Source organism: Yinghuangia sp. YIM S09857, from assembly GCF_051388915.1.
Lineage (GTDB): Bacteria > Actinomycetota > Actinomycetes > Streptomycetales > Streptomycetaceae > Yinghuangia.
Genome location: NZ_JBPKBH010000021.1, coordinates 1,413 through 27,070, shown reverse-complemented (window position 1 = coordinate 27,070; position 25,658 = coordinate 1,413). Strand labels below are relative to the sequence as shown.

Sequence of the window (25,658 nt, the reverse complement as noted above, 5' to 3'; positions counted from 1 at the left end):
GAGTCGGTTTCCGGACCGGTGTGTGGTGTGCCTTGGGGCTGGACGGGTGTGGCGCCTTCGTCATTCCGGGATGTTCCGGACAGTGCGGGGTGGAGTGGCGATTGCGCCTGGTTCCCGCCCCGTCCGGGCGGGGCCGGGGTGTCAGGCCAGCTTCTCCACGACATAGTCGATGCACGCGGTCAGGGCCTCGACGTCGGCCGGGTCGACGGCCGGGAACATCGCGACGCGGAGCTGGTTGCGGCCCAGCTTGCGGTACGGCTCGGTGTCGACGATGCCGTTGGCGCGCAGCACCTTGGCGATCGCGGCGGCGTCGATGCCTTCGGCGAAGTCGATCGTGCCGATGACCTGCGAGCGCTGCGCCGGGTCGGTGACGAACGGCGTCGCGTACGCGGACTTCTCGGCCCAGTTGTACAGCCGCGAGGACGAGTCGGCCGTACGCGCGACCGACCACTCCAGGCCGCCCTGCCCGTTGATCCACTCCAGTTGCTCGGCGAGCAGGAAGAGGGTCGCGAGGGCGGGGGTGTTGTAGGTCTGGTCCTTGGACGAGTTGTCGATCGCCGTCGGCAGGCTGAAGAACGGCGGGATGTAGCGGTCGGTCGCGGCGATGCGCGCGGCGCGGTCGAGCGCGGCGGGGGAGAAAGCCGCGATCCACAGGCCGCCGTCCGCGGCGAAACACTTCTGCGGGGCGAAGTAGTAGACGTCGAACTCGCGCGGGTCCACGGGAAGGCCGCCCGCGCCGGAGGTCGCGTCGACCACGACGAGGGAGCCTTCGTCGGCACCCTCGACCCGCTTGATCGGCATCGCGACGCCGGTCGAGGTCTCGTTGTGCGTGAGGCCGTACACGTCCACACCGGCCTCGGCGACGGGCAGCGGGTGGGTGCCCGGCTCGGACTTGACGACGCTCGGCTCGTCCAGCCACGGCGCCGCCTTGACCGACGACGCGAACTTGGCGGAGAACTCGCCGAACGACAGGTGCTGCGACTTGCGTTCGACCAGTCCGAACGCGGCGATGTCCCAGAACGCGGTGGAACCGCCGTTGCCGAGCACCACCTCGTAGTCGCCGGGGAGGCGGAACAGGTCGCGGACACCCTGGCGGACCCGGCGCACCACGTTCTTCACGGGTGCCTGCCGGTGCGAGGTGCCGAGCAGGGAAGTACCGGTCGCCGCGAGGGCGCTCAGCGCCTCGGGGCGCACCTTGGACGGGCCCGCGCCGAACCGGCCGTCGACGGGCTTGAGCTCTTCGGGAATCTGGATCTCGGCCACCCGGCGAGCGTAGCCCGGGGCCGGTCATGGGAACGTCAAAATCCACCAAGTGAGACGATCCGGACCACATACCGGTCGCGCGCATGACAGTAGGTGAGACGACGGCAGGTGGGACACCCGGCGCCGACGCCCGTCCTCCGCCGTGGCGGTCCCGTCGTCGACGCCGGTGGTTGCGAGACTTGCCTGCGTGTCTGAACTCGATCCGAGCGCCGACCCCGCGGCCGGTGCGTTTGTGCGCGACGAGCGCCTTCGTGACGCACTGGCCCGTGACCTGCGGTCGCGCGTCCGCGGCGGGGTGCGCTTTGACGCGCAGGCTCGCGCGCTGCACTCGATGGACGCCTCCAACCACCGGCACGTGCCGCCCGGCGTGGTCGTTCCGGCCGATGTCGAGGACCTGGTCGCGGCCGTCGCGGTGTGCCACGAGCACGGCGCGCCCGTCACCCCGCGCGGCGGCGGCACCAGCATCGCCGGGCAGGCGACCGGCACCGGCGTCGTGCTCGACACGTCCCGTCACCTCACCGCCATCGAGGCCGTCGACCCGGACACCCGTCTCGCGGTGGTCCAGCCCGGTGTCGTCCTCGACGACCTCCGCGCCGCCGCCGCGCCGTTCGGGCTGACGTTCGGCCCCGACCCTTCGACGCACAGCCGCTGCACCCTCGGCGGGATGATCGGCAACGACGCGTGCGGGGCGCACTCCGTCGCGTGGGGGCGCACCTCCGCCAACGTCGAGTGGCTGGACGTGCTGACCCCGGACGGCGTCCGGCTCCGCGTCGGCCCCGGGGACGCCGTCGTCTCCGAACCCGGCTCCGAGGTCGGTGCCGAGCGCATCCGCGCCGACCTGCACGCCCTCGCCGACGACCATCTCGCGCTGATCCGAAGGGGTTTCGCGCCGCTCCCGCGCCGTGTGTCCGGATACGCGCTCGACCGCCTCCTCCCCGAGAACGGCCGCGACCTCGCCCGCGCGCTCGTCGGCACGGAGGGCACCTGCGCCGTCGTGCTGCGCGCCGGGGTCCGCCTCGTCGAGGCGCCGCGTGCCCGCGCGCTCGCGGTCCTCGGATTCGCCGACGACATCGCCTCGGCGGAGGCCGCTCCCGCACTGCTGCCGTACGGGCCGCTCACCGTGGAGAGCCTGAGCGCCGGACTCGCCGCGCTCGCCCGGTCCGCGCGCGGCGTGCGCCTCCCGGATGGCGGCGCCTGGCTGTTCGTCGAGACCGGCGGCGCCACCGCGGACGAGGCGGCGGAACGCGCGCACCGGCTCGCCGCCGAGGTGGCCCCGCGGGCGTTCCGGGTGGTGTCGGACCCGGCCGAGCAGCGTGCGCTGTGGCGCATCCGCGAGGAGGCGTCCGGGACGGCGACCCGCATGGCGGACGGGTCGGAGGCGTGGCCCGGTTGGGAGGACACCGCCGTTCCGCCCGCGCGTCTTGGCGAATATCTGCGCGAACTCCACGCCCTCATGGGCCGGTTCACGCTGCGCGGCCTGCCGTACGGGCACTTCGGCGAGGGTTGCGTGCACATCCGCCTCGACTTCGACCTGCTGGGCCCTGAGGGCATCGCCGAGTTCCGCTCGTTCTCCGCCGAACTCGCTGATCTCGTGGTCGGCTTCGGCGGCTCGCTGTCCGGTGAACACGGCGACGGCCAGGCCCGCGCCGAACTGCTTCCGCGGATGTACGGTGACGAACTCGTCGGTCTGTTCGGCCGTTTCAAGGCGGTCTGGGATCCGCGCGGCCGCATGAACCCCGGCATGCTCGTCCGGCCCCGTCCCCTGGACGCCGACCTCCGCTTCACCGGCATGCCCCGGCAACCCGTCCCCGTCGCCTTCGGCTACCCGCACGACCAAGGAGACTTCGCGGCAGCCGTCCGCCGCTGCGTCGGCGTCGGCAAGTGCCGGGAGACGTCGGCGAATTCGTCGGCCGGCGTGATGTGCCCGTCGTTCCGCGCGACCGGCGAGGAGAAGGACTCGACACGCGGCCGGGCCCGGCTCCTGCACGAGATGCTGATCGGCGACGTCGTCCGCGACGGCTGGCGCTCAGAGGAGGTACGCGACGCCCTCGACCTGTGCCTGTCCTGCAAGGGCTGCCGCAGCGACTGCCCGGTCGGCGTCGATGTGGCCACGTACAAAGCCGAGTTCCTGCACCACCACTACGCGGGACGCCTCCGCCCCAGAGCGCACTACGCCCTCGGCGCGCTGCCGGTGTGGTCGGCCCTCGTGACCACCGTCCCGGGCGCGGCCGCAGCGGTCGACGGCGTCGCCACTCGCCCCGTCCTGACGCGCGCCGCCCTCCGCGCCGCCGGTCTGGAACCGGGCCGCACGCTCCCGCAGTTCGCCGCCGCATCCTTCACCCGGGCCTGGCGTACGCGACGCTCCCGCACCCATCGGCGCGCGGAACTCGCCGCCGGACGACCGCGCGTGGTCCTGTGGCCCGACACGTTCACCAACCGCTTCGCCCCGCAGATCGCGTGGTCGGCGGTACGCGTCCTCGAAGCCGCGGGCCTCACGGTCCTCGTACCGCCGAAGCCCGTGTGCTGCGGTCTCACGTGGGTGTCCACCGGACAACTCGACACCGCCCGCCGGGTGATGCGCCGCACGCTCGACACGCTGCGCCCGGCGCTCGACGCGGGGCTCCCCGTCGTCGGGCTGGAACCGTCCTGCACCGCGGCGCTGCGCACCGACGTCCCCGAACTCCTCGGCGCGGAGGCCGCCGCGCTGCCGGGCGCGGTGAAGACGTTCGCCCAAGCCCTCGAAGACCTCGCCCCCGACTGGACCCCGCCGCGTGCCGACCGCCCGGTCGTCGGCCAACTCCACTGCCACCAGCACGCCGTGCTGGGTGACGGCCCCGACCGGCGCCTCCGCGAAAAGGCAGGGCTCGCAGGTGACTTGGTGAGCGGCTGCTGTGGCCTGGCCGGAAACTTCGGCTACGAGCCGGGGCATGACGAGGTGTCACGCCGCATCGCCGCGGAGCGCCTCCTGCCCGCGCTCCGCGACGCACCCCCCGAGGCCCTCGCACTCGCCGACGGCTTCAGTTGCCGCACCCAGATTGCCCACCTCACCGGGAAGCAGCCGCGGCACCTTGCCGAAGTCCTCGCCGAGGGCTTGGCGGACGGCGGCGCCGGGGACTGACCGAAGACAACGGGGGGCTCACTGTGCCGCGCTTGAGGCCACGAGCCGCCTCACGAAACGGACTTCGTCCCGATTACCACCGTCGCGTCCAGTTCCTCGCAGACGTGGAGCTCGGCGGCGAGTCCGTGCCCCGCGAACACCTCTGCGGTGTGGGGCGCTTGGCGTTCACTCGTCTCCACGAGCAGGCGCCCGCCCGGGGCCAGCCAGGCAAGTGCGGCCCCCGCGACGCGGCGCTGGACGTCAAGGCCGTCCGTGCCGCCGTCGAGTGCCGCGAGTGGCTCGTACTCGCGGGCCTCGGGCGGCAGGAGCCCTATCGCACCGGTCGGGACGTACGGCGCATTGGCCACGAGAACGTCGACGCGCCCCCGCAAGTCGCCGGGCAGTGCGGCGTACAGGTCGCCCCGGTAAACGCGCCCGCCCACGGGGGCGAGCGTGCGCCGCGCGCAGCGCACCGCCGCCGGGTCGATGTCGGACGCGTACAACTCGGCGTCCGCCACCAGCACCGCCAATGCCGCCGCGACCGCGCCTGATCCGCAGCACAGGTCGACCACGACAGTTCGTCCGGCCCCTGGCGCGCGGGTGCCCTCGTACGCGAGGACCGCCGCGAGGTGGACCAGGAACTCCGTACGCCGGCGCGGCACGAACACACCCGGCTCGACGGCCACGCGCAGCCCGCAGAACTCGGCCCAGCCGAGGACGTGTTCGAGGGGGTGACCGGCGATCCGACGGGCCGTCAGGGCGGCGAGTTCGTCGGGCGTGCGCGCCGCGGCGGCGAGGAGGCGCGCTTCGTCCTCGGCGAACACGCACCCGGCGGTCCGCAGGGCGGCCACCAGATCGGACAAATCGGTCAGGGGGAGTGCGGAGACCTGCTGAATGTGCGGTGTGACCGGCATGAGGGCCTTTCGGAGTGCCGAAGGGCGCCCTCGCCGTCGCGCCGTCAGAACGCGGCGTCGGCGGTTCCTTGAGGTGAGGACACCCAGCCTGCTGAAGCGGAAATGGGTCTCACCTCCTCGGTCGATCCACGCGTCCGGTCGATCCGGACGCCGCAACATTACCGCAGTGCCGGTCAGCCGCAGCCGTAGACGCGGGAGATGTCGATGACCGTCCCCTTCGGCACCCGGGCGCCCTCCCCCGGGGTGAACTCCCAGACCCGGCAGTACCTGAAGGGGCCGCCCTCGCCGTACCGGGCGTCGTAGTAGTGCGGTTCGAGCACGAGACCTGCCTGCTTCACGGCCGCCTGCGCCTCGCTCACCAACAGGCCGTACAGCTTCGGCACCACCGTCGTGCCGTCGTCCGTCTTCGTGGGTTTCGACGTGGGGCTCGGCGGCGGTGGAGCGGGCTTGTCGGGCGGGGGCGTCGTGGTCGCCGGGGGCGGCGTCGCGCTCGTCGCCCTGGGCCGCGTGGTCGAAGGAGCCGCTGTGGTGGGCTTCGTGGTCGTCCGCGTCGCCGAAGGGGTCGCGGAGCTCGTTTCGGACGCCTTCGCCGTGGACGCGGACGGCTCTCCCTCCGACGCCGTCGCGCCACCCGACGGATCCTCGGCCCCGTCGGACGTGGACGTCGGTCCCGCCGACCCCGACGCGGCGGACGACCCGCCGGCCGCCACCGGGGCCCGCTCCCCGCCGTCGTCTTCGTCGGAACCGGCCATGGCAAAACCCGCGATCACGGCCAGCACGACCGCGCACGCCACGCCGGCCGCGACACCGATCCGGCGCTTCCCGCCGCCGCGCCGACCTCTGCTTCCGCGCTCGTCCGCGCCGTACGCCGCCGCGCCACCCGCAAACCCCGGCGCCGCAACGGCCCCCGCGAAGCCCCCGGGCACCTGGAGCGAGAACACCGCACGTGCGGTGATCCGCGGGTCCGCCGCCGACACGACGTCCACCTCGACGTCATGCCACTCGGTGTCGTCCGAAGCATCCGCATCGCCGTGGGGGCCGGCGCCCTCCACGCCGCCCGCGTCCTCCGGCACCGTGTACACGAGCGTCCACACGCGCTCCTCGCCCGGCAGCACATCACCGGTGCCCGGCCGGTCCAGACCGGTGCGCCGAGCGGTCTCGGGCGCGAGACCGGGCTCGCAACGGTCGGGAAGGGCACCCGAGTTGCGCAGCGTGAGGGTCACCACGACGGTCTCCCCGGGCTCGGCCGCCGCCTCGCGCGGCTCGCACCACGCCTGCACCGCGTATGACGCGTCGCCGTACCGCTGCCCGTCCAGACCGGCGCCGCAACGGGGGCCGGGGCAATGGGTGTCGGTCTCCGCATACGGAGAACCGCAAAGCACACACAGCATGTTCCTGATCTCCCTCATCCGCCGCGGACCGAGAGTCCTGCGGGTGGGGAGTCCGAACGTCCGCGCCAGGAACCGTCGGCCCGACGACGCTGCTCGGTCCGGCCCGCTCGGCTCGCCGGTCCGTCCCCGTCGCGCGTCGCCCGCGCAAGCGTAGGCGCATGCCCGGATCCGAGCCGGGTGGAACGACCGATTGCGAGGTGCGGCAGCCGAATCGCGCGAGGGCGCCGCCCTTTTCGGGGGTGTCAGCTCTTGTCGGGCACGTGGCGCCGGGCGCGCAGGGCGAAGCGGAGGTTGAGCACGGTCTCGGGGTCGTCGAGGTCCGTGCCCAGGAGTTGGCCGATGCGGGCCAGGCGGTCGTACAGAGTCTGCCGGTTCAGGTGCAGGTCCCGCGCGGTCTCCGCCTTGCGGCCGGCGTGCGTGAGGTACGCCTCCAGCGTCGGCAGCAGTGGCTGCCGTGCCGCGCGGTCGTGTTCCAGCAAGGGGCCGACCGCCCGGCCCACGAAAGCGGCGAGGTCCGCGTGCTCACGCATGCGCCACAGCAGCAGTTCGATGTCGAGGCGGCGGGCGTCGTACCACGGTTGTTCGGCGAGCCCCCGGGCCGCCGACGCCGCCTCGGCGGCGTGCCGCAGCCCCGGTCCGGCCGCCGCCCACGGCCCGGCGGCGCCGACCACCACGACAGGCGGATGCGGGCCCGGCGCCAGTCCGGCACGGTCCAGACCCGCGCGCAAGGCGGCCGCGACGCGGTCCGCCACGGCGACGCGTTCGCCGACCGTGCGCAACCCGAGCAGCAGCGCGAGCCGGCCTTCCACGGGCCGCACGCCGAGCAGTACCGGCAGGCCCAGTGCGGAGAGTTCCTCCTGGACCGCACGGGCGATCGGGGCCCAGTCCGCGCCCCCGACGGCCCCCGTGCCGCCGACGGCTCCCATGCCGCCCATGCCTCCGATTCCCCCGAGGACCCCCAGGCCACCCGTGGCGCCGCCGCCCACACCGCCATCGGTGCGGCCGTCCGTCCCGAGGCGCACCACGACGGGCAGCAGCGGCCCCGCGTCGTGGCCGAACCCCAGCACGCGTGCCTGGCGTGCGGCGTCCTCCTCCGCCACCCGACCCTCGGCCAGATCGCTCAGGAAGTCACCGCGTCCGCGCGCCGCCAACTCCTCCTCGTGACGGGCCTGTCGCAGAGCGACCGCGAGCAGCCCGGCGGCGTGGTCGACGACGATGCGGCCGACGGCCGGCAGCGGCGCGTGCACCGGCAGGACGACGAGTCGGCCGCGTACCGCCTGCTCGGAGGCGCCGCCCTGGGCCGCGCTCCCGGCCGGTACGTCGACGATGAGTGCGGACCCGGGGGTGAGCGCGGAGGCCCGGGGGTAGCCCGCGCCGCCGTGTGGGCCGGCCGGCGTGCGTCCGCCGCGCAGCCCGGCCCACGCGTCGATCGGGTCGGTGTCGCCGGGGCCGGCCGCGCCGCGCTGCGCGTACAGCAGCCTCCCGTCGGCGTCCTCCAGGTAGACGGGGTTGCCGACGTGCTCGGCGAGCAGGGCCAGCACCTCCGGTACGCCGCCCCCGCCGAGCAGGATCTCGGTGCAGCGCCGGTGCACCTCCTCACCCTGCCGCAGCAGCGCGTAGTGGCCGTTGACGATTTCGGTGTGGATCGCCTCGGTCACCGCTACGAAAGGAACTTCTCGGTGCAATTGGATCAGCGGGAGGTTGCGGGTGCGGGCGGCCTCCACCATCGCCGCCGGCAGGACGTCGAAGCGCTGGCCCAGTTCGACCACCAGGGCGGCGATGCCGCGGTCGGCGAGCTGGGCGACGAAGCGGCGCTGGTCGGCCGGCCGGGGACCGATTCCCAGGCCGGTGGTGAGCAGCAGTTCGGCGCCGCGCAGCAGCGACGCGATGTTGGGCACCTCGCCGGTGTGCACCCAGCGGATCGGCCGGTCCAGGCCGTCCGGCGCGGCGACCACGTCGGGCAGCCCGCGGCGCAGGGGCGGCAGTTCGAGCGCCTGGCGCACGGTTATGCCGGCCACGGGTGACGGTCCGCCCGCGGAATCCCGGGCGGTCGCCGGGGTCGCGGCGGCCCCCGCGGGTGCCGCGTTCCCCGCGGCCGCGCCCGCGCCGCGGACGCTCACGAGCCTGGCGCTGGTGTCCATTCGCGGCACGCTACCGCCCGGTCGCGGCATTGGGGATCACGACGGGGTTTCGGACCCCGCACATCGTCGCCGTGCCCCGACACTCCGTCGACTCGGCGCCCGGAACGCCTGACCGGCTGTCGGTTGTCGGAGGACGTGTCCCGCATCGAAGCTGACGGCCCGTCGGCACGGGGTTGCCCTCCGCGCTCCCGTCCGCGTCGTCCCATAGCGCCTGTTCCGGCGCATTTCCCTGCGAAGGAGGTGGCATGACCACGGTCAGCACCGACGCACCGTCGGCCGAGGGTTCCGGCGAGGTCAACAGGCTCAAGGCGAACTCGGTCGGCCTCGTCGGCGTCGTCTTCATGGCGGTCGCCACGGCGGCTCCGATCACCGCGATGACGGGCAACCTGCCGGTGATCGCGAGCAACGACGGCAACGGCCTCGGCGCACCCGCCGCGTACATCATCGCGACCGTGGTCCTGACCGTCTTCTCCGTCGGCTACGTGACGATGGCCAAGCACATCACCGCGGCCGGGGCCTTCTACGGCTTCATCTCGCACGGCCTCGGTCGCGTGGTGGGCATGGCCGCGGGCCTGCTCGCGGTGATGGCGTACATCGTCTTCGAAGCGTCGATCCTGGGCTTCTTCGCGAACGCCCTGCACGACCTGGTCGACGAGCAGTTCAACGTGAACATCCACTGGGGCGTCTTCGCGTTCGTCGGCATCGTCGCCATCGGCTGCCTCGGCTACTTCGACATCCACCTCACCGCCAAAGTGCTCGGCGTCGCCCTGATCCTGGAGATCGCGGTGCTCGGCGCGGTGTCGCTCGCGGTGCTGTTCACCGGCGGCGGCCCGGACGGCTTCCTGGCCGGCGAGGCCCTCAACCCGGTCAACGGCATCCAGGGCGCCGACGGAACGATCGGCGCGGCGGCCGGCTTCGGCCTGTTCTTCGCCTTCTGGTCGTGGGTCGGCTTCGAGTCCACCGCCATGTACGGCGAGGAGTCCCGCGACCCGAAGCGCGTCGTGCCGCGCGCGACGCTGATCTCGGTCGTCGGCGTCGGCCTCTTCTACGTCTTCGTGTCCTGGATGATGGTCTCCGCGGAAGGCCGCGGCGTCGTGGACGACGGCGGCGGCCTGTTCTTCAACCCGCTGGGCGACCACTTCGGAGACTGGGCGGTCAAGGTCTTCCAGTGGCTCATCGTCACCGGCTCGTTCGCCTGTGCCATGGCGTTCCACCAGTGCGCGTCGCGCTACCTGTACGCGATCGGCCGCGAGGGCTTCATCCACCGCTCCCTCGGCAGGACGCACCCTTCGTACGGCTCGCCGCACGTCGCGTCGACAGTGCAGACCTGCCTGACGATCGCCATCGTCAGCGGCTTCCTGCTTGCCGACAAGGACCCCGTGGTCCACATGTACGGCCTGCTCGCGCTGCTCGGCACGATGGCGATCCTGATCGTCCAGACGCTGTGCTCGTTCGCGACCGTGGGCTACTTCCACGTGCAGGGCAAGCACCCGGAGACCAGGCACCCGGTCAAGACGCTGATCGCGCCGATCGTCGCCGGTATCGCCATGATCGGCGTGGTGTTCCTGCTGGTGACCAACCTGGAGGACGCCGCGGGGGACGCGTCGGGCAGCCTGCTGTTCGACCTCATCCCGTGGATCGTCGGCCTGCTGTTCGCCGGCGGCATCGGCCTGGCGCTCCACATGAAGAACGCGCGCCCGGACGCGTTCGAGCGCATGGGCCGCATCATCCTGGAGGACGCCGGCGAGCGCGACGCCCGGCCCGCGGTGCCCGCCCAGGGCGGCGTCGGCGCCAAGGCGGATCCCTCCCGAGCCGACCGGTGAACGGAACGAACACCCCGGAAAGAACCGGCGCCTGACCGTACGTCAGGTCCCGTGTCCCGCCTACCGTCGTCGAAAGGACCCGCCGTGGCCCGCACCAACCCCATGCACGCGCTGCGCCGCATCATGGCCGACCACGCCTCGGCCGCCCGACTCGGCGTGCCGGTCGACGAGTTGCGGGACATGCGGACCGAAGCCGCCGCCGACCCCGGCGGCCCGACGCGCCGCGCGTTGGTGCGCCGCGCGGCGGCCGTCGGCATCGGGATCGGCGTCGGGGGTGCGGCGACGATCCGCCCCGCCGCCGCGTCGGCGACCACGCGGCCGGTCCGTACCGACGCCCGGATCGCGATCGTCGGTGCGGGGGTTTCCGGCCTCTCGGCCGCTCTGACGCTGGCCGACTCGGGCGTCCGGGCCACCGTCTACGAGGCTAACCCGACCCGTGTCGGCGGCCGCATGTACACACAGCGCACCTACTGGGGCGGTGGCCAGACGTCCGAGATCGGCGGCGAGCTGATCGACACCGGGCACAAGAAGATGTTGGAGCTGTGCCGCCGCTTCGGGCTGGCCACCGTGGACTTCGCCGCCGCGGGACCGGCCGGCGCCGTCGAGACGCTCTGGTTCGACGGCGGCTACTACGCGCGGACGCAGGCCGACGAGGACTTCAAGGCGATGTACCAGGCGGTCCGCCGGGACTACCAGGAGGCCGGCGACGTCAAGTGGAACAGCGCGACGCCGACCGGCGTGGCGTTGTCCGACATGGACCTGCGCAGCTGGATCGAGTCGCGGGTGCCGGGCGGATACGCGTCCGAGCTCGGCCAGTTCATCGATGTCGCGTACAACGTCGAGTACGGAGCGGACACCGTCGACCAGTCGGCCTTCGCCGCGGTCTGCATGCTCGGCTGGCAGAGCAACCCGGGGCACTTCAACATCTGGGGTGGTTCCAACGAGCGTTACCACGTGGTCGGCGGCAACGACCAGGTGACGCAGGCGATGGCGGCCGCGTTGCCGTCGGGCTCGATCCGGATGGACCACCGGCTGGTCGCGGTGCGGGCGAACTCCGACGGCACCCAGACGCTGACGTTCGACAACGGCGGAACGACCAGGACGGTCACGGCCGATCACACGATCCTGACGGTTCCGCTGCCGATCCTCCAGGGCCTGGACCTGTCGCGCGCAGGCTTCGACCCGCTGATGACGAACCTGCTGCGCGACGCGCGCATGGGCTATGTCACCAAGTTGAACATGAAGTTCACCGGCCGTCCGTGGCGCGGCACGGGCCCGTGGCCGGGGGTCGCGGCCGGCGACTGCTTCACCGACCTGCCCTTCCAGCAGACCTGGGACACGACGAAGGCGCAGGCCGGGACGGGCGGCGTGCTGATCCAGTACGGCGGTGGCAGCCTGGCGCGCGGACTCGATCCCGCCGGGCCGTTCAACACCGAGAGCGACCCGGTTGTGCGGTCGACCGCCGAGACCTACCTGGCGCAGATCGACCGGGTCTTCCCCGGCACGCGGGCTGCCTGGACGGGCAGGGCGCAGCTGTCCGCATGGCACAAGAACCCGTATTCACTGGGGGCTTACTCGTATTGGCCGGTCTCGTACCTGCACCGCTACGCGGGCTACGAGGGCACGCGCCAGGGCAACGTGCACATCGGCGGCGAGCACACGTCGTACGACTTCCAGGGCTTCATGAACGGCGGTGCGGTGGAAGGCGAGCGCGCGGCGAACGAGGTTCTGGCGGACCTGCGCTGACAATCTGATTTGTGTGCGCCCCGGCCCCGACTGCGCGGTTTGCAGTCGGGGCCGATGGGCATCCATGGGCGGGTACGGCGATCCGGTGAACCCAACTTGACTGATAGGTAAGGATCTGTCAGTAATAATGCCAGATGTCCGATATTTCGTAGGGTAGTTAACGGATGCCACCGGGTCTGTCAAGGCCCAAGAAAGGTGCATTGTCGGTCAGTTCGTGAGGGAACGCGCCGATGAAACCGGGGTTATCCGGTCATCTCATGACAGATGAGTATTCTTCAATCTAGATCTGGACCGGCCCGACGCCACCGAACCGCGAGCCACGCGGGCGGAAGTGCAGGTCGGTCAGGCGGAACAAAGGGCAGTCTGATGAAACGTCAGACGGCTCATAGCTCAACCGGTCGTGGCCTGCCGCACTGACCAGCACCCGCCCTCCCACCTGCCAGGGGAGGGCGGTCGGCTTTTCCGCCCCGCCTGCAACCCCCGTCCCGTCGGTCGAGCCGAAGCACACACGCCGCGGCGTGCCGACCGCGGCAACGGCAGCACGATGCCGCCGCGGGTTCGGGGGAACGAGACCGGAACAGCCGATCCGCTCGCCCGCTCACGGGACTTCGCGTCGTCACGGGCCGTCCTCATCGGCGTCTCGGCCTACGGCAGGAGACCTTCCGCGACGTGTCGGCCGTGCTCCGCAGTCTCCACGCGCTGTACCACGCGCGGGAGTTGCGGAGAGCCGGTGCCGGACCCCGACCCCTTCCGCGCGTCGTGCGGGCTCGACTTGTCCGAGTCCGAAGCCAGTTCGGGGTGACGTGGCGGCCGGGACGACGGCCGCGCGTTCCACTGCTGTCGCGAGGTGGAACGGCGACGGCCCGCCTTCCTTGTGGGAGGCGGGCCGTCCGCTGCTCGGATGCGGGTCGAGAATCCGTACCGGGCAGGTGCTGCGGGTGGTGCGGTCTTTCGTACTTGCTGCTACTGCTACTGCTACTGCTTGGCCGCCACCGTGTCGTCGTACCCGGCGACGTCGGTGATCGGGCGCGAGCCCGGGCCGATGTAACGGGCGGACGGGCGGACCAGGCGCGAGGTGCGCTTGTGCTCCAGAATGTGCGCGCTCCACCCGGCGGTCCGGGCGCAGGTGAACATCGAGGTGAACATGTTGGCCGGGACCTCGGCGAAGTCCAGGACCACCGCGGCCCAGAACTCCACGTTGGTGGCCAGCACGCGGTCCGGGCGCCGGGCGTGCAGCTCGTACAGCGCGGCCTGCTCCAGCGCCGCCGCGACCTCGTAGCGCGGCGCGCCGAGCTCCTTGGCGGTACGCCGCAGCACGCGCGCACGCGGGTCCTCCGCGCGGTACACGCGGTGGCCGAAGCCCATCAGGCGCTCGCCGCGGTCCAGCACGCTCTTGACGTACTGGGTCGCGTCCCCGGTGCGCTCGATCTCCTCGATCATGTGCAGGACGCGCGACGGGGCGCCGCCGTGCAGCGGGCCCGACATGGCGCCGACCGCACCCGACAGGCACGCCGCGACGTCCGCGCCGGTTCCGGCGATGACGCGGGCGGTGAACGTGGAGGCGTTCATGCCGTGCTCGGCGGCCGACGTCCAGTAGGCGTCGACGGCGCGGACGTGCTTGGGGTCCGGCTCGCCGCGCCAGCGGATCATGAACCGCTCGACGATCGTCTCGGCCTTGTCGACCTCGCGCTGCGGCACCATCGGCTTGTCGAGGCCGCGGGCCGACTGGGCGACGTACGAGAGCGCCATGACGGCGGCCCGGGCCAGGTCGTCGCGGGCCTGCGCGTCGTCGATGTCGTGCAGCGGTTTCAATCCCCACACCGGGGCGAGCATGGCCAGCGCGCTCTGCACGTCCACGCGGATGTCGCCGGAGTGGATGGGGATCGGGAAGGACTCCGCGGGCGGGAGGCCGGGGTTGAAGGCGCCGTCGACCAGGAGTCCCCAGACGTTGCCGAAGGAGACGCGCCCGACGAGATCCTCGATGTCCACGCCGCGGTAGCGGAGTGCGCCGCCCTCCTTGTCGGGTTCGGCGATCTCCGTCTCGAACGCTATGACTCCTTCGAGCCCGGGTACGAAGTCGGACATCAGGCGGCTCCTCATGCGATCTCGACTGACTTGTGGTGACTTGTGGCCGGGTCCTTCATACCCCGCGTTACCACAACCTGTCTTCCCCCGGACAGGCCCGGAAACGCGGCGCAAGATCGTTACTGCGCGGGCTCCCGGACGCCCCCGGAAGGCGGCGAATCGGTGGTCCGGCGAAGCGCGCGAGTTGTGGCTTCGCCTGTGAAGTTGTGGGCGACGGTTGTCGACAGGCAACAATATCTCTTGATGTCGAGATGACCTAGACGAGGCGGGTGGCGGCCGCGTGAACTCCGGCACATCCCGCTTCGCGAACCCGTCGATTCGCACGAATGGGTGTCACTCGTTCGGAGTCGGACCCCCGCGGTTTCGGTCCGCCCGGGCACGGGGGTGCGGCCGCAGTGCCACCGGAGCGCTTCCGGAGTGCCACCGGAGTGCTACCAAGGAACCGTGGACCTCGACGACCTCATGGCGATGCGCCGCCAATACCGCAACGAAGGCATCGACGAAGCCTCGCTGACGCCCGCGCCCATGCCGCTGTTCGCCCGCTGGCTCGCCGAGATCGCGGCCGCGGAGCTGCCGGAGCCCAACGCCATGGTGGTGGCGACCGCGTCACCGGACGGGCGGCCGAGCACGCGGACGGTGCTGCTCAAGGAGTACGGGGAGGACGGGTTCGTCTTCTACACGAACTACGAGTCCCGCAAGGGCCGCGAGTTGACCGCGAACCCGGCGGTCAGCCTGCTCTTCCCGTGGCACGCGATGGACCGGCAGGTGATCGTGACCGGGACGGCCGAGCGGGTGCCGCCGGAGCGCACCGCCGCGTACTTCCGCTCCCGGCCGTACGGCTCCCGTATCGGGGCGTGGGCCAGCGCGCAGTCCAGCGTCGTCGCCTCGCGTGAGGACCTGGAGAAGCGGTACGCCGAGCTGGCGGCCCGTCATCCGGAGGGCTCGGAGGTCCCGGTGCCGCCGTTCTGGGGCGGGGTGTGCGTGGTGCCGGACGCGGTCGAGTTCTGGCAGGGGCGCGAGAACCGCCTGCACGACCGGCTGCGGTACCGGCGGGAGGGCGGGGGCTGGGTGGTTGAGCGGCTGAGCCCTTGAGGTCGTTTCCCTGGAGCCGTGCTCCAGGGGTCACCCTCAGTGCTCCCGGTGCACTTTGTGCTGCGCCGCCTGCGCGAGCGGACGCAGCACCATCAGGTCCACGTTCACGTGCGCGGGCCGGGTGACCGCCCAGACCACCGCGTCGGCCACGTCCTCGGCGGTCAGCGGCGCCGCGACGCCCGCGTACACCGCCGCGGCCCGGCCGGCGTCCCCGCGCATGCGGTTCACCGAGAACTCGTCCGTCCGCACCATGCCGGGCGCCAGCTCGATGACGCGCACCGGGCGGCCGTTCAGCTCCAGGCGCAGGGTCGCGGCGATCGCGTGGGTGCCGTGCTTGGCCGCGACGTACCCGCCGCCGCCCTCGTACGCCTGGTGCCCGGCCGTCGACGACATCACCACGACCGTCCCCGCCCCCGACGCGATCAGCGCCGGCAGCAGCGCCTGCGTGGTGTGCAGCGTGCCGAGCACGTTGACCTGGTACATCGCGAGCCAGTCCGCGGGGTCGCCGGTCTCCACCGGATCCGCGCCGTACGCCGCGCCCGCATTGGCCACCAGCACGTCGCACCGCTCCAGCGATCCGGCGAAGGCGTTCACCGACGCGCGGTCGGTGACGTCGAGCGGGTGCGCCGACGCCGTGTACCCGGCGTCCCGCAGCTCCTCGGCGATCGCCTCGATCCGCTCCGCGCGGCGGGCGGTCAGGACGACGGCGTACCCCGCCGCGGCCAGCCCCCGGGCACTCGCGGCACCGATGCCGCTGCTCGCACCGGTGACGACCGCGACGCGCTGATCCTTGGCGTTCATGCCGTGGAGCAAACAGCACCCCGCCGAATCGGCGCAACTCCGGCGGCACCGCACCGCCTGCACGGCCCGGAAGCACCGCCTGCACGGCCCGGAAAACGCAGCGACCCGCGGGCTTTCCTCCGTGGGGAGGGTCCGAGGAGGCGGTTCGGCGAAGGGCTCGCGTTCCTGTGCGTCGAGCCGCTGCTGCTGACCGTCATCGTGATGCTCGGCGTCACCAACCTCCTGGACATGGCGTTCTCCGCGGTCCTCCTGCCGGTCTGGGGCGTCCTCGGACGCCTGCGGGCCGGGTGTCTGCCCGGTACCACCGGGGTGTCAGGGCGTTGTGTCCGCGGGGCCTCCCGCCGGGGCGCCCGTCCGCGAGGCCGTGCCGTCGTCCGCATTCGCGGTGCGGTCGGCCGCGAGGTAGACGGTGTCGATTCCGGCGGCCCGGGCGTCCTTGAGGCGGAGGACGGTGGTGAACCCGAGGCGGTCGAGGAGTTCGAGGTGGCCGGTGTTGGTGGACCACGTCCGCAGCACGATCCACGCGGGCAGGGAGGCCGGGACGCCGAAGAGTTCCCGGTAGAGGGCGCGTGCGATGCCGTGCCGCCGATGGCTGTGGCGTACGGCGACGGTGCTCACGTACAGGCAGGGCGACAGGTCGGCGTAGCGCGGGTCCTGGTGGTGGCTCCGAAAGGACAGGAATCCGACGACCCGGTCTCCGTGCCGGGATACGACGACGTCCTGTCGGAGCATCTCCGTCAAATAGTCCTGCCCGGGGGCGGTGGCCTCCGGGGCACGGTCGCGCAGGTCGGACTGGGTGGTACTCCCGCGTGAGGTGAGCGGAGGGACGAAATCGTCCGAGACTTCCTCGAACACGTCCGTCAGCCCGCGCAGTTCGGCGGTGGGTATCGCTCCTGGCCGGTACCACCGCGTACTGATCTCGCTCACGCCACTCCTCGGCCGAGTCCGGTTCTCATCGACGCTGAGACTGGAACGCACATCAAGCGGGCCGGCTGATCGCCTTTTGAGTCGGCCCGTCCGGGCACCGTGCGGTCCTGAGGTGAGCGGACGGCCCGCTCGGATCGTCGGCGGCTGGTCGATCAGTCGCCGGATATGCAGCGACCCGCAGGCTCTCCTCCGTGGGGAGGGTCCGAGGGGACGTCCTCGGAAGCCTGCGGGTCGGGTGTCTGCCTGGTATTCGCCGACCGCCTGACGCTTTCCGCCGCGGTGCACTCGCGGCGGGTCAGACTACGGTCGGGAGACCGGAGTGGCGGCTAGCGGGCAGCCACCTCACGCGTCCGATACGTACTCAAGATCGAACCACCTCCTTTCCCGTGTACCGCAGAAGGTAGATCCACGGCGGCGGGGCCGCAACGGGATTTACGGGTGCGGGTTCTCACGTCCTCGACGGGAATAGGGCGAGGGGGCGTGCGGGCTGTCCCCGGCGGGCGCTCCGACCCGGCGAGGACGCCGCGTTCGGAGGGGCGCGAGCGAACGATCAGGGCGTCACGAGCGGGACGTTCGGGTCGAAGTCGTCGAGGAGCGACGCGAGGGTCTGGAGCGCGGATTCGTCGCCGGTCAGGTGGACCGCGGCGAAGTCGAAGAGGATGTCGAGCGGCATCGCCTGGACGGTGTCGGGGCCGGCGGTGGCGAACGCGGCGGGGACGACGCCTTCCCGCAGCTCCTTCGCGGCGGTGAGGAAGATGCCGCGCCACCGGCGCCCTCGGCGTACCCGCTCGGCGTGGGGGATCTCACGGCCTACCGGAGAGGCGCAACCCGGCATCAGGGCGCTTGGATTCCGGAGTGCCCCCATCTCCCGCCCCGGCGCGGGGACGGATCCGCCGTTTCGCGCGGGCCGTCTTCGCCGACACGACCCCGCTGCGCATATCCCGCGACTACCGGCGCCTGTGGTTCGGCGGTGCCGTGAGCATGCTCGGCCAGCAGATGACCTCGCTCGCGGTCGCCGTGCAGGTGTACCACCTGACCGGGTCGAACTTCGCGGTCGGACTGGTGGGTCTTTTCTCGCTCGCGCCGCTGATCGTGTTCGGCCTCCTCGGCGGCGCGATCGCGGACAGCATGGACCGGCGCAGGCTCGGGCTCATCGCGTCCACCGGCCTGGCCGCCATGAGCCTGGTTCTCGCCGCGCAGGCGGTGCTCGACCTTGGGCAAGTGTGGCTTCTGTACGGGGTGGTGGCCGCGCAGTCGGCGTTCTTCGCGGTCAACAGCCCGACGCGGACGGCCATGATCCCGCGTCTGCTCGGCCCCGAACACCTGCCCGCCGCCAACGCGTTGGCGATGCTGAGCATGACGCTCGGCATGACCGTCGGGCCGTTGCTCGGCGGGCTGGTCATCGGCGTGTGGAACACCCAGACCGTGTACGTCGTCGACGCCCTCGCCTTCGGCGCGGCGCTCTACGGGATGTGGCGCCTGCCCGCGATGCCGCCGGAGCGGGCGAACAGCGGGGCGGGCGACGGGAAACGGCAACGGGCTTCGGTGGCCGAGGGGTTCCGGTTCCTGCGAACGCGTCCCAACGTGCGCATGACCTTTCTCGCGGACATCGCCGCCATGGTGTTCGGCATGCCGCGCGCGCTGTTTCCGGCGATCGCGGCGTCGTGGTACGGCGGAGGCTCGCGTACCGTCGGCCTGCTCACCGCGGCGCCGGCGATCGGCGCGTTCGCGGGCGCGCTGTTCTCCGGATGGCTGGGGCGCGTGCGCTACCAGGGTCGCGCGGTCATCCTGTCGATCGTCGCGTGGGGCTTGGCGATCACCGCGTTCGGCGCCACGAACTGGCTGTGGCTGGGCGTGTTCTTCCTCGCCGTCGCGGGCTGCGCGGACACCATCAGCGGCGTTTTCCGCAACACGATCCTCCAGGTGGCGACCCCGGACGAACTCCGGGGCCGGCTCGCGGGCGTCTTCATCGTCGTGGTGGCGGGCGGCCCGCGCCTCGGCGACTTCGAGTCGGGCAGCGTGGCCGCGCTCAGCACGGAGCGGATCTCCGTGGTGAGCGGCGGACTCGCGTGTGTGGTGGTCGTGTTGGCCCTCGCCGCCCGCTGGCGCGGGTTCTGGCGGTACGACGCGGAGAACCCGGTGCCGTGAGGACGAGGCTCAGGCGCGGCCGCGGGCGGTGCGGCGGTGGGCGTACAGGAGCGAACCGGCACCGACGGCCAGGACGGCCGCGGCGGTTCCGGCGAGCAGGGGTACGGAGTCCTCGGATCCGCTGCCGGTCCGGGCGAGTTCCACCGAGGTGTCCCCGGCGGCGGGCGCTTCGCCGCCGTCACTCGGGGCGGACGCGTCGGCTGCGGCGGCCGGGGCGGTGGAGGCGGCGGAACCTGCGGGCGCGGCGGGGGAGTTCGTCGGCCGCGCCGGAGCCGCGGGAGTCCCGGGCGCGGGAGCGCCGTGGCCGCTGTGGTCCTCGCCGCCGCCGGATCCGGGCGTCGTCGGCTCGGCCGCGTTGCCACTCCCGCCGCTACCGCCGTTGCCATCGCCCGCCCCCGTCGGGGGAGTTGCCGGGTTCGTCGCCGGGGGACGGGAGTTGCCGCTGGCGTCGAACGCGACGTCGGAGCACGAGTAGAACGCCTCCGGGCTGTCCGACCTCTGCCACACGACATAGATGAGGTGGCGGCCCGTCCGTTTCGGCAGCTTGCCACTGATGACGTAGGCACCGTTCTCCAAGACAGGGTCGACCGCTGTGGCGATCGGCGCCGCCTCCAGGTCCGACCACTTCAGCGGCTTCGTGACGTCGAAGCCTTCCTTGGTGATGTAGTACTCGAACTTGCCTTTGTGCGGAGCGGTGGCTTTGAAACGGAACGTGTACGCCGCGCCCGACGGGAGGTTCGTGGTCGGCCAGTCGGTGCGGGGCAGGTCGAGCCCGGCGTACTGCGCGTTGCCGGCACTGCACAGTTTGCCGTCCGGGATGATCTCGCGGTGCCGCCCGGCCGCGGCGGCGATGTTGACCGCGTTCGGGTCGTAGAACGGCGCGGCGCTGTTGCCGACCGCCGCCTTCGCGGCCTTGCACGCGGAGAGCCTGAAGTTCTCCGGGTTCTCGCCGCCCTGCGTCGAGCACAGCTGGATGCGGCTCGGCGGGTTCTGCGACGTGCCGTGCGCGTGCGCGGTCCCGGAGCCCAAGGCCCCGATCGCGAGCGGGAACGCGGCGGCGGTGGCGACGGCGGCGGAGCGGCGGATCTTCATCAGACGGCACATCCTCGACTGTCCGGAAACCTTGCGTCGCGAGGGACGCTAGCGCCGTCGGAAGCGGGGAAACGCCTGATCAGAGGCTATGCGGCGATCCTTATGCGGCTCTTAGGGGTGGGATCGGCGGCGGTTAAGACAGCGGGAGCGAGGGGTTCCGGTCAGTGCGTGCCGTCCGGTCGGTGCGCGAGCCGTGCCGCCCGTCACTGCGCGCGCGGCGCGATCCAGACTGCCTCGGCGTGCGCCGCGACGCGCCCGTCCCCGTCGTACAGCGTGGTGGCCGTACGCAGCTTGCGGCCCTGCTGCCCGAGCAGGCGCCCCATCACCACGCACCGGTCGCCGACGTACGGCAGCGCGTCGATGCGGGCCGTCATGCGGCCGAGCAGCAGCACCGGTTCGCGGGTGGCGAGTGCCGTCCAGCCGCCCGGGCAGTCGAGCGCGGCCCATACGAACTCCGGCCGTACGTAAGCCTCGTCGCCGTCGGTCAGCGACGCGTCCGGCACCCACGGGCAAGCGGTGGTGCCCGGCCGCTGCGGCAACAGCCCCGGGAACAGCCGCAGCCCGTCGCCCTCCGCGCGGTCGGTGCCGCACACGAAGCAGGTGGGATACGGGTTCCCCGCCCCCCGGCCCGGGAAGAACGCCGCGGACGACTCGGTGGCCAGGTCGAACGACACCGGGTCCACCGGTTCGAACGCCTCGACCAGAGCCTCCTCGGCCGCCACCGCCTCCGCCACCAGGGCGTCGCCGTCGTACAGCCCCAGGCCGCCGGCCGCTCCGCCGGAGGTCGGGCCGACCAGTTTCAAAGCGTGCTCCAGCGGCGGCGGTTGGCGCAGCGTGACGGTCGCGCAGCCGCCGCCCGGCCGCTCCGGCGACCGCGCGGCGAGCAGCCCCGTCAGCCGCTCCGCGAGCAGCCCCGAGACGTACCCCCCGTTCCCGGACTCCGGCGGGCCGTTGAAGCGCGCGGACACACTGAGCACGTCGGGACTGCTGGAACCACCGTCGACACCGGCCATGCGGACCACCGTACCCAGGCTGCGGATCTCCGACGCGCACCCCCGTACCCGCGTGCCCGGCAGGTGGCGGACGCTCCCGCGACCGGGCCCGCCCACGCCCCGGCCGCCGAGCCGCCGACCCCTTGCCGCCGGCCCCCGGTCCCCGGCCTGGGCCCGATTACCGCAAGTAGAAGATCCGGTCGGCGTTCTCCGCGAGGAGCCGTTCGTTCCAGGCCGCCCCGCCCTCGATGTTCGCCGACATGAAGATCGGCGGCTCGACCCCGAGCGCGACCAGGCGGCCGATGACGCTCACCATCAGCGTCTGCATCAGCGCCGAGCAGACCACCCCGGAGGTCGGTCCGACGCGTTGCGGCACGCCTTCGACGTCGAGGGCCGCGTCCCCGGTCGGGACCCCCGCGTCCAGCACGACGTCGCAGTTGTCGAGGAGCCGCGTGCCGGACGGGTGCCGCGGCGGCTCGGCCATGCTCGCCGTGACGGACGTGACGCCCACGACCAGCGCGCCGCGCTCGCGGCTCTGCCGGGCCATCTCGATCGGCAGTCCGTTGCGCCCGGACAGCGACAGGACGACCAGGACGTCGCCGGTGCGGATCCCGGCGCCGTCCAGCACCGGCGCGGCCAGCTCGGGCAGCTTCTCGACGGCGCTGCTGGTGGTGATGGGACGCACCGACAGATCGTTGCCCGGGGCGATCAGCGGGTTGGCCAGGATGAGGCCGCCCGCGCGGTAGACCACGTCGTACGCGTTCAGCGCCGAGTGCCCGCCGCCGAACACGAAAAGACGGCCGCCCGCGGCGAGCGACAGCGCGATGCGCTCGGCGGCGTCGTCGACGGCCGGCAGTTCCTTGTCGCGCAGCCTTTCCAGCAGTGCGATCGCGGCGTCGAGGTAGCGCGCGCCCAGCTCGGCCATGGGCAGTCCTTCGGTTCGTCGGAACAAGTGTCGGGGCGGAACAGGTTGGAGCCGGTGGAGCGGGGTGGAACAACTTGGAACACGTCGGAACGGTTCGGACCGGCCCGGAACACGTCGGACCGGGCCGGAACACGCGGGAACGCGCCCCGCACCGCCGCCGGGCCCGCGAATGCGGGAACCCCGCGGCCGACGGAGCCGTTTGGTACAGACCACGCACGGTGCGTGGTCGGAGGGGCCCCTGTCAACCTGCCCCGGCCGAGTGCGTGCTTGGAGGTACGTCCAGCAGACGCTGCGGCCCGGACCGGCTTAGCGTCGGCACTGTCGCGGCATCCGATCTCCCCGGCCCGAGCACGACAGGCCGGGATGACGACACAATGTCGGGACGTTGTGTCTGTGCGGCGCGCCGGAGCGGGCGGCGTACGCGCCGGGAGTGAATCCGGCGGCGATACGCCCGGCGCGTCGAACCCGTTGGCGTGGACGGTCCCGGCCGCCCCGCCGGTGGGACAGAATTGGAGGCAGGACCACGAAGAAACGGAGCTGGCGGTCGTGAGTGCACTCATCGACACCACGGAGATGTACCTCCGGACCATTTTCGAGCTGGAAGAGGAGGGCGTGGTCCCGCTGCGCGCCCGTATCGCCGAACGGCTCGGGCAGAGCGGACCGACCGTCAGCCAGACCGTCGCGCGCATGGAGCGCGACGGGCTGCTCACGGTCGAGGGCGACCGTCATCTGGAGCTGACCGACGAGGGCCGATCCCTGGCCACGCGTGTCATGCGCAAGCACCGGCTCGCCGAGTGCCTGCTCGTGGACGTCATCGGGCTGCCCTGGGAGCAGGTCCACGCGGAGGCATGCCGCTGGGAGCATGTGATGAGCGAACAGGTCGAGCGGCGCCTGCTCGAACTGCTTCGCCACCCGAAGGAGTCGCCGTACGGCAACCCGATCCCCGGCCTGGAGGAGCTCGACCGCGACCTGCACGCGGACGACTTCATGGAGGGCCTGGGCACGCTGCTGGACGTCGCGGGGCCCGAGGGCAAGAACGTGGTGGTGCGCCGCATCGGCGAGCCGCTGCAAACCGACGCGCAACTCATGTACACGCTGCGGCGCGCGGGTGTGCGTCCCGGCGCGGTGGTGAGCGTGCACGAGTCGGCGGGCGGGGTCATGGCGGGCAGCGGCGGCGAGGCCGCCGAACTGTCCCCGGAGATCGCCGCCCACGTGTTCGTCGCCGTGCGCTAGAAGTTCCGTCCGGCGCGGTGCGCCGACGCGCGTCCCCGCGCACGGGCGGAGTCGACAAGACGGGCGGGTCGGGAGTGCGATTACGCGTGCTCCCGGCCCGCCCGTTTCGGCTGCCCGTTTCGCCACCCGATTTCGACCGCTGTTTTCTCACGCCGCGCCCCACCGGCCATGAACGGAATGTTTCCTCGGGCGCAACGGCGTGACGTTCCGGGGAAACACAGGCTTGGCACCGTCGCAGGCATCCCGACAGCTCGATGCTCCGCCAGGGGCACGCGACGGAGGAGCCTCCATGGCCACCGCCACCTCACAGGCCGACGCCGCCGACCGACCCAGACTGCGTGCGCTGCTCTCGTTCCGCGGGCGCTACCGCATGCTGCACCTGGCGACGCTCGCATTCCTCGCCAGCTTCGTGCTGTGGTTCGACATGGCGCCGTTCATCGACGACATCGGCGAGGAGTTCGGTCTCACGGCGGGCCAGAAGGCCACCCTCGCGCTGTGCAACATCGCCCTCACGATCCCGGCGCGCACCCTGATCGGGCTGCTGGTCGACCGGTACGGCCCGCGCCGCGTCTACGGCGCCCTGCTCATCTTCGCGGCGGTACCGAACACCGTCTTCGCGCTGGCGCAGTCGTACGAGATGCTCGTCGTCAGCCGCCTCATGGTCAGCATCGTCGGTGCGGGCTTCGTGGTGGGCATCCGGCTGGTCGCCGAGTGGTTCCCGAGGCGCGAACTGGGCACCGCGGAAGGCTTCTACGGCGGCTGGGGCAACTTCGGCTCCGCCGCCGCCGCGCTGACGCTGCCGGTGTTCGTCGCGGCGATCGCGGACGGCGAGGGCGCGTGGCGCTGGGGGGTCGGCGTCGCGGGCGTGCTGGCCGCGGCGTACGGCGTGTTCTTCCTGCTGATGGCGCGGGACGTGCCGGAGGGCAAGACATACCAGCGGGCCGCGCGCAAGCCCGGGCTCCAGGTCACCAGCAGGCCCGCGGTGTTCGGCCTCATGGCCCTTCAAGTGCCGCTCGCCGTCGCGCTGGGCTTCGTCGTCTACCGCCTCAACGCCGACTTCACGGCGAGCACGCCCACCGGCCGGAAGACCTTCGACGGGGTGATCGCGGACGGTACGGCGGCGGTCCTGTACGCGCTGGTCACGCTGTGGCTCGCGTACCAGGTTTACGCGGTGGTCAAGACGAACCGCGGGGTACTGCGCGGCGAGAAGCCGGAGATGGAGGACTACCGGCTGTCGGCCGTGGGGCTGCTGTCGGTGGCGTACCTGGTGACATTCGGGGCCGAACTGACCATGGCGGCCTGGCTGCCGAACTTCTTCCGCACGCTGTTCGACATGGACACCACGACCGCGGCGACGGCTGCGGCGTGCTTCGCGGGCACCAACCTGGTCACCCGGCCGTTCGGCGGCTGGCTGTCGGACCGCACGGGACGCCGCAAGCTCACGCTGCTGGGCCTGCTCGCCGGTTCGTTCCTCAGCTACCTGGTGCTGTGGCGCATCGACGCCGACTGGCCGGTGTGGCAGAGCGTCGGACTGCTGGCGTTGGCCTCGGTGTTCATCCAGGGCGGCAACGGGGCGGTCTACGCGATCGTGCCGCAGATCCAGCACCGGCAGTCGGGGCAGATCTCCGGACTGGTCGGCGCGTACGGCAACGTCGGCGGCGTGCTGTTCACCAGCCTGATCTTCCTCCAGGTGGTGCCGCAGACGGTGTTCCTGGTGATCGGCATCGCGGCGCTGGCGGCGGGGTTGTGCTGCCTTCTGCTGCCGGGCGTCGGCGAGGTGCGGCGCGGGGACGGTACGCCGGCGTCCGCCGGGGACACGACGGCGCCGGTTCCGGTGGTCACCGGCTGACCGGTTGACCGGCGGACCGTGAGGCCGACTGACCGTGAGACCGGCTGACGGCATCGAGCCACGGACGCGGGCGAGTTCGGGTCCATCCGGCAGGATTTGCCCATCGGGCAACCGGGGCCCCGACCGAATATCGGTCGGG

General features: G+C 72.2%; 18 protein-coding genes. 7 read left to right on the top strand and 11 right to left on the bottom strand.

The genetic code is table 11. From position 1 onward, the window contains the following. Positions 1-141 precede the first annotated feature (141 nt). On the bottom strand, positions 142-1,263 hold the full coding sequence (gene serC, locus ACRX5S_RS32680; RefSeq protein ID WP_436776803.1) for a phosphoserine transaminase: 1,122 nt from the start codon (positions 1,261-1,263) through the stop codon (positions 142-144). A 232-nt stretch (positions 1,264-1,495) separates the two neighbouring features. Between serC and ACRX5S_RS32675 the strand changes: the two genes are divergently transcribed. Continuing rightward, positions 1,496-4,381: an FAD-binding and (Fe-S)-binding domain-containing protein gene (locus ACRX5S_RS32675; RefSeq protein ID WP_436776928.1), complete on the top strand. Its 2,886-nt coding sequence runs from the start codon at positions 1,496-1,498 to the stop codon at positions 4,379-4,381. 50 nt (positions 4,382-4,431) lie between these two features. Here ACRX5S_RS32675 and ACRX5S_RS32670 read toward each other — a convergent pair whose 3' ends face one another. From ACRX5S_RS32670 to ACRX5S_RS32660, 3 genes are all read right to left on the bottom strand, one after another. Next, positions 4,432-5,274: a putative protein N(5)-glutamine methyltransferase gene (locus tag ACRX5S_RS32670; protein WP_436776802.1), complete on the bottom strand. Its 843-nt coding sequence runs from the start codon at positions 5,272-5,274 to the stop codon at positions 4,432-4,434. Between the two features lie 173 nt (positions 5,275-5,447). Beyond that, on the bottom strand, positions 5,448-6,665 hold the full coding sequence (locus tag ACRX5S_RS32665; RefSeq protein ID WP_436776801.1) for a PASTA domain-containing protein: 1,218 nt from the start codon (positions 6,663-6,665) through the stop codon (positions 5,448-5,450). A 242-nt stretch (positions 6,666-6,907) separates the two neighbouring features. Beyond that, positions 6,908-8,806: a PucR family transcriptional regulator gene (locus tag ACRX5S_RS32660; RefSeq protein ID WP_436776800.1), complete on the bottom strand. Its 1,899-nt coding sequence runs from the start codon at positions 8,804-8,806 to the stop codon at positions 6,908-6,910. Between the two features lie 245 nt (positions 8,807-9,051). Between ACRX5S_RS32660 and ACRX5S_RS32655 the strand changes: the two genes are divergently transcribed. Further along, the gene (locus ACRX5S_RS32655) at positions 9,052-10,629 is read left to right on the top strand and encodes an APC family permease (protein ID WP_436776799.1); all 1,578 of its coding nucleotides are present in this window, start codon (positions 9,052-9,054) and stop codon (positions 10,627-10,629) included. 84 nt (positions 10,630-10,713) lie between these two features. Then, on the top strand, positions 10,714-12,375 hold the full coding sequence (locus tag ACRX5S_RS32650; protein ID WP_436776798.1) for a flavin monoamine oxidase family protein: 1,662 nt from the start codon (positions 10,714-10,716) through the stop codon (positions 12,373-12,375). 975 nt (positions 12,376-13,350) lie between these two features. On the opposite strand, the gene ACRX5S_RS32645 is transcribed toward ACRX5S_RS32650, so the two are convergent. Then, positions 13,351-14,460: a citrate synthase 2 gene (locus tag ACRX5S_RS32645; RefSeq protein WP_436776797.1), complete on the bottom strand. Its 1,110-nt coding sequence runs from the start codon at positions 14,458-14,460 to the stop codon at positions 13,351-13,353. A 462-nt stretch (positions 14,461-14,922) separates the two neighbouring features. On the opposite strand from ACRX5S_RS32645, the gene pdxH reads away from it, so the two are divergent. Further along, positions 14,923-15,552 (top strand): pyridoxamine 5'-phosphate oxidase, encoded by a 630-nt coding sequence (gene pdxH / locus ACRX5S_RS32640; protein ID WP_436776927.1) that lies wholly within the window; start codon positions 14,923-14,925, stop codon positions 15,550-15,552. Positions 15,553-15,588: 36 nt separating this feature from the next. Here the strand turns inward: pdxH and ACRX5S_RS32635 are convergent, their stop codons facing one another. The 3 genes from ACRX5S_RS32635 to ACRX5S_RS32625 form a co-directional block, all read right to left on the bottom strand. Continuing rightward, on the bottom strand, positions 15,589-16,353 hold the full coding sequence (locus ACRX5S_RS32635; protein ID WP_436776796.1) for an SDR family NAD(P)-dependent oxidoreductase: 765 nt from the start codon (positions 16,351-16,353) through the stop codon (positions 15,589-15,591). Positions 16,354-16,665: 312 nt separating this feature from the next. Continuing rightward, the gene (locus ACRX5S_RS32630) at positions 16,666-17,280 is read right to left on the bottom strand and encodes an N-acetyltransferase family protein (RefSeq protein WP_436776795.1); all 615 of its coding nucleotides are present in this window, start codon (positions 17,278-17,280) and stop codon (positions 16,666-16,668) included. A 550-nt stretch (positions 17,281-17,830) separates the two neighbouring features. Next, entirely contained in the window at positions 17,831-18,115 is a 285-nt protein-coding gene (locus ACRX5S_RS32625) for a hypothetical protein (protein ID WP_436776794.1), read from the bottom strand. Positions 18,116-18,135: 20 nt separating this feature from the next. Between ACRX5S_RS32625 and ACRX5S_RS32620 the strand changes: the two genes are divergently transcribed. After that, a complete protein-coding gene (locus ACRX5S_RS32620) occupies positions 18,136-19,428 on the top strand; it encodes an MFS transporter (RefSeq protein WP_436776793.1) in 1,293 nt (430 codons plus the stop codon). A 9-nt stretch (positions 19,429-19,437) separates the two neighbouring features. Here ACRX5S_RS32620 and ACRX5S_RS32615 read toward each other — a convergent pair whose 3' ends face one another. The 3 genes from ACRX5S_RS32615 to ACRX5S_RS32605 form a co-directional block, all read right to left on the bottom strand. After that, positions 19,438-20,520 (bottom strand): lytic polysaccharide monooxygenase auxiliary activity family 9 protein, encoded by a 1,083-nt coding sequence (locus ACRX5S_RS32615; RefSeq protein WP_436776792.1) that lies wholly within the window; start codon positions 20,518-20,520, stop codon positions 19,438-19,440. 203 nt (positions 20,521-20,723) lie between these two features. Next, positions 20,724-21,533, bottom strand: a complete 810-nt coding sequence (locus tag ACRX5S_RS32610) for a hypothetical protein (protein ID WP_436776791.1) — start codon at positions 21,531-21,533, stop codon at positions 20,724-20,726. A gap of 157 nt (positions 21,534-21,690) precedes the next feature. Beyond that, positions 21,691-22,437, bottom strand: a complete 747-nt coding sequence (locus ACRX5S_RS32605) for a sugar isomerase domain-containing protein (protein ID WP_436776790.1) — start codon at positions 22,435-22,437, stop codon at positions 21,691-21,693. 546 nt (positions 22,438-22,983) lie between these two features. Between ACRX5S_RS32605 and ACRX5S_RS32600 the strand changes: the two genes are divergently transcribed. After that, positions 22,984-23,670, top strand: coding sequence for a metal-dependent transcriptional regulator (locus ACRX5S_RS32600; RefSeq protein ID WP_358352983.1), 687 nt, complete (start codon positions 22,984-22,986; stop codon positions 23,668-23,670). A gap of 289 nt (positions 23,671-23,959) precedes the next feature. Then, on the top strand, positions 23,960-25,519 hold the full coding sequence (locus ACRX5S_RS32595; protein ID WP_436776789.1) for an MFS transporter: 1,560 nt from the start codon (positions 23,960-23,962) through the stop codon (positions 25,517-25,519). Positions 25,520-25,658: the final 139 nt, after the last annotated feature.

What these genes read in the sequence shown, in the direction of transcription:
- ACRX5S_RS32670 (WP_436776802.1), bottom strand. Translation starts at nt 5,274, where the DNA reads ATGCCGGTCACACCGCACATTCAGCAGGTCTCCGCACTCCCCCTGACC.
- ACRX5S_RS32665 (WP_436776801.1), bottom strand. Translation starts at nt 6,665, where the DNA reads ATGCTGTGTGTGCTTTGCGGTTCTCCGTATGCGGAGACCGACACCCAT.
- ACRX5S_RS32660 (WP_436776800.1), bottom strand. Translation starts at nt 8,806, where the DNA reads ATGGACACCAGCGCCAGGCTCGTGAGCGTCCGCGGCGCGGGCGCGGCC.
- ACRX5S_RS32655 (WP_436776799.1), top strand. Translation starts at nt 9,052, where the DNA reads ATGACCACGGTCAGCACCGACGCACCGTCGGCCGAGGGTTCCGGCGAG.
- ACRX5S_RS32645 (WP_436776797.1), bottom strand. Translation starts at nt 14,460, where the DNA reads ATGTCCGACTTCGTACCCGGGCTCGAAGGAGTCATAGCGTTCGAGACG.
- pdxH (WP_436776927.1), top strand. Translation starts at nt 14,923, where the DNA reads ATGGCGATGCGCCGCCAATACCGCAACGAAGGCATCGACGAAGCCTCG.
- ACRX5S_RS32635 (WP_436776796.1), bottom strand. Translation starts at nt 16,353, where the DNA reads ATGAACGCCAAGGATCAGCGCGTCGCGGTCGTCACCGGTGCGAGCAGC.
- ACRX5S_RS32625 (WP_436776794.1), bottom strand. Translation starts at nt 18,115, where the DNA reads ATGCCGGGTTGCGCCTCTCCGGTAGGCCGTGAGATCCCCCACGCCGAG.
- ACRX5S_RS32615 (WP_436776792.1), bottom strand. Translation starts at nt 20,520, where the DNA reads ATGAAGATCCGCCGCTCCGCCGCCGTCGCCACCGCCGCCGCGTTCCCG.
- ACRX5S_RS32610 (WP_436776791.1), bottom strand. Translation starts at nt 21,533, where the DNA reads ATGGCCGGTGTCGACGGTGGTTCCAGCAGTCCCGACGTGCTCAGTGTG.
- ACRX5S_RS32605 (WP_436776790.1), bottom strand. Translation starts at nt 22,437, where the DNA reads ATGGCCGAGCTGGGCGCGCGCTACCTCGACGCCGCGATCGCACTGCTG.
- ACRX5S_RS32595 (WP_436776789.1), top strand. Translation starts at nt 23,960, where the DNA reads ATGGCCACCGCCACCTCACAGGCCGACGCCGCCGACCGACCCAGACTG.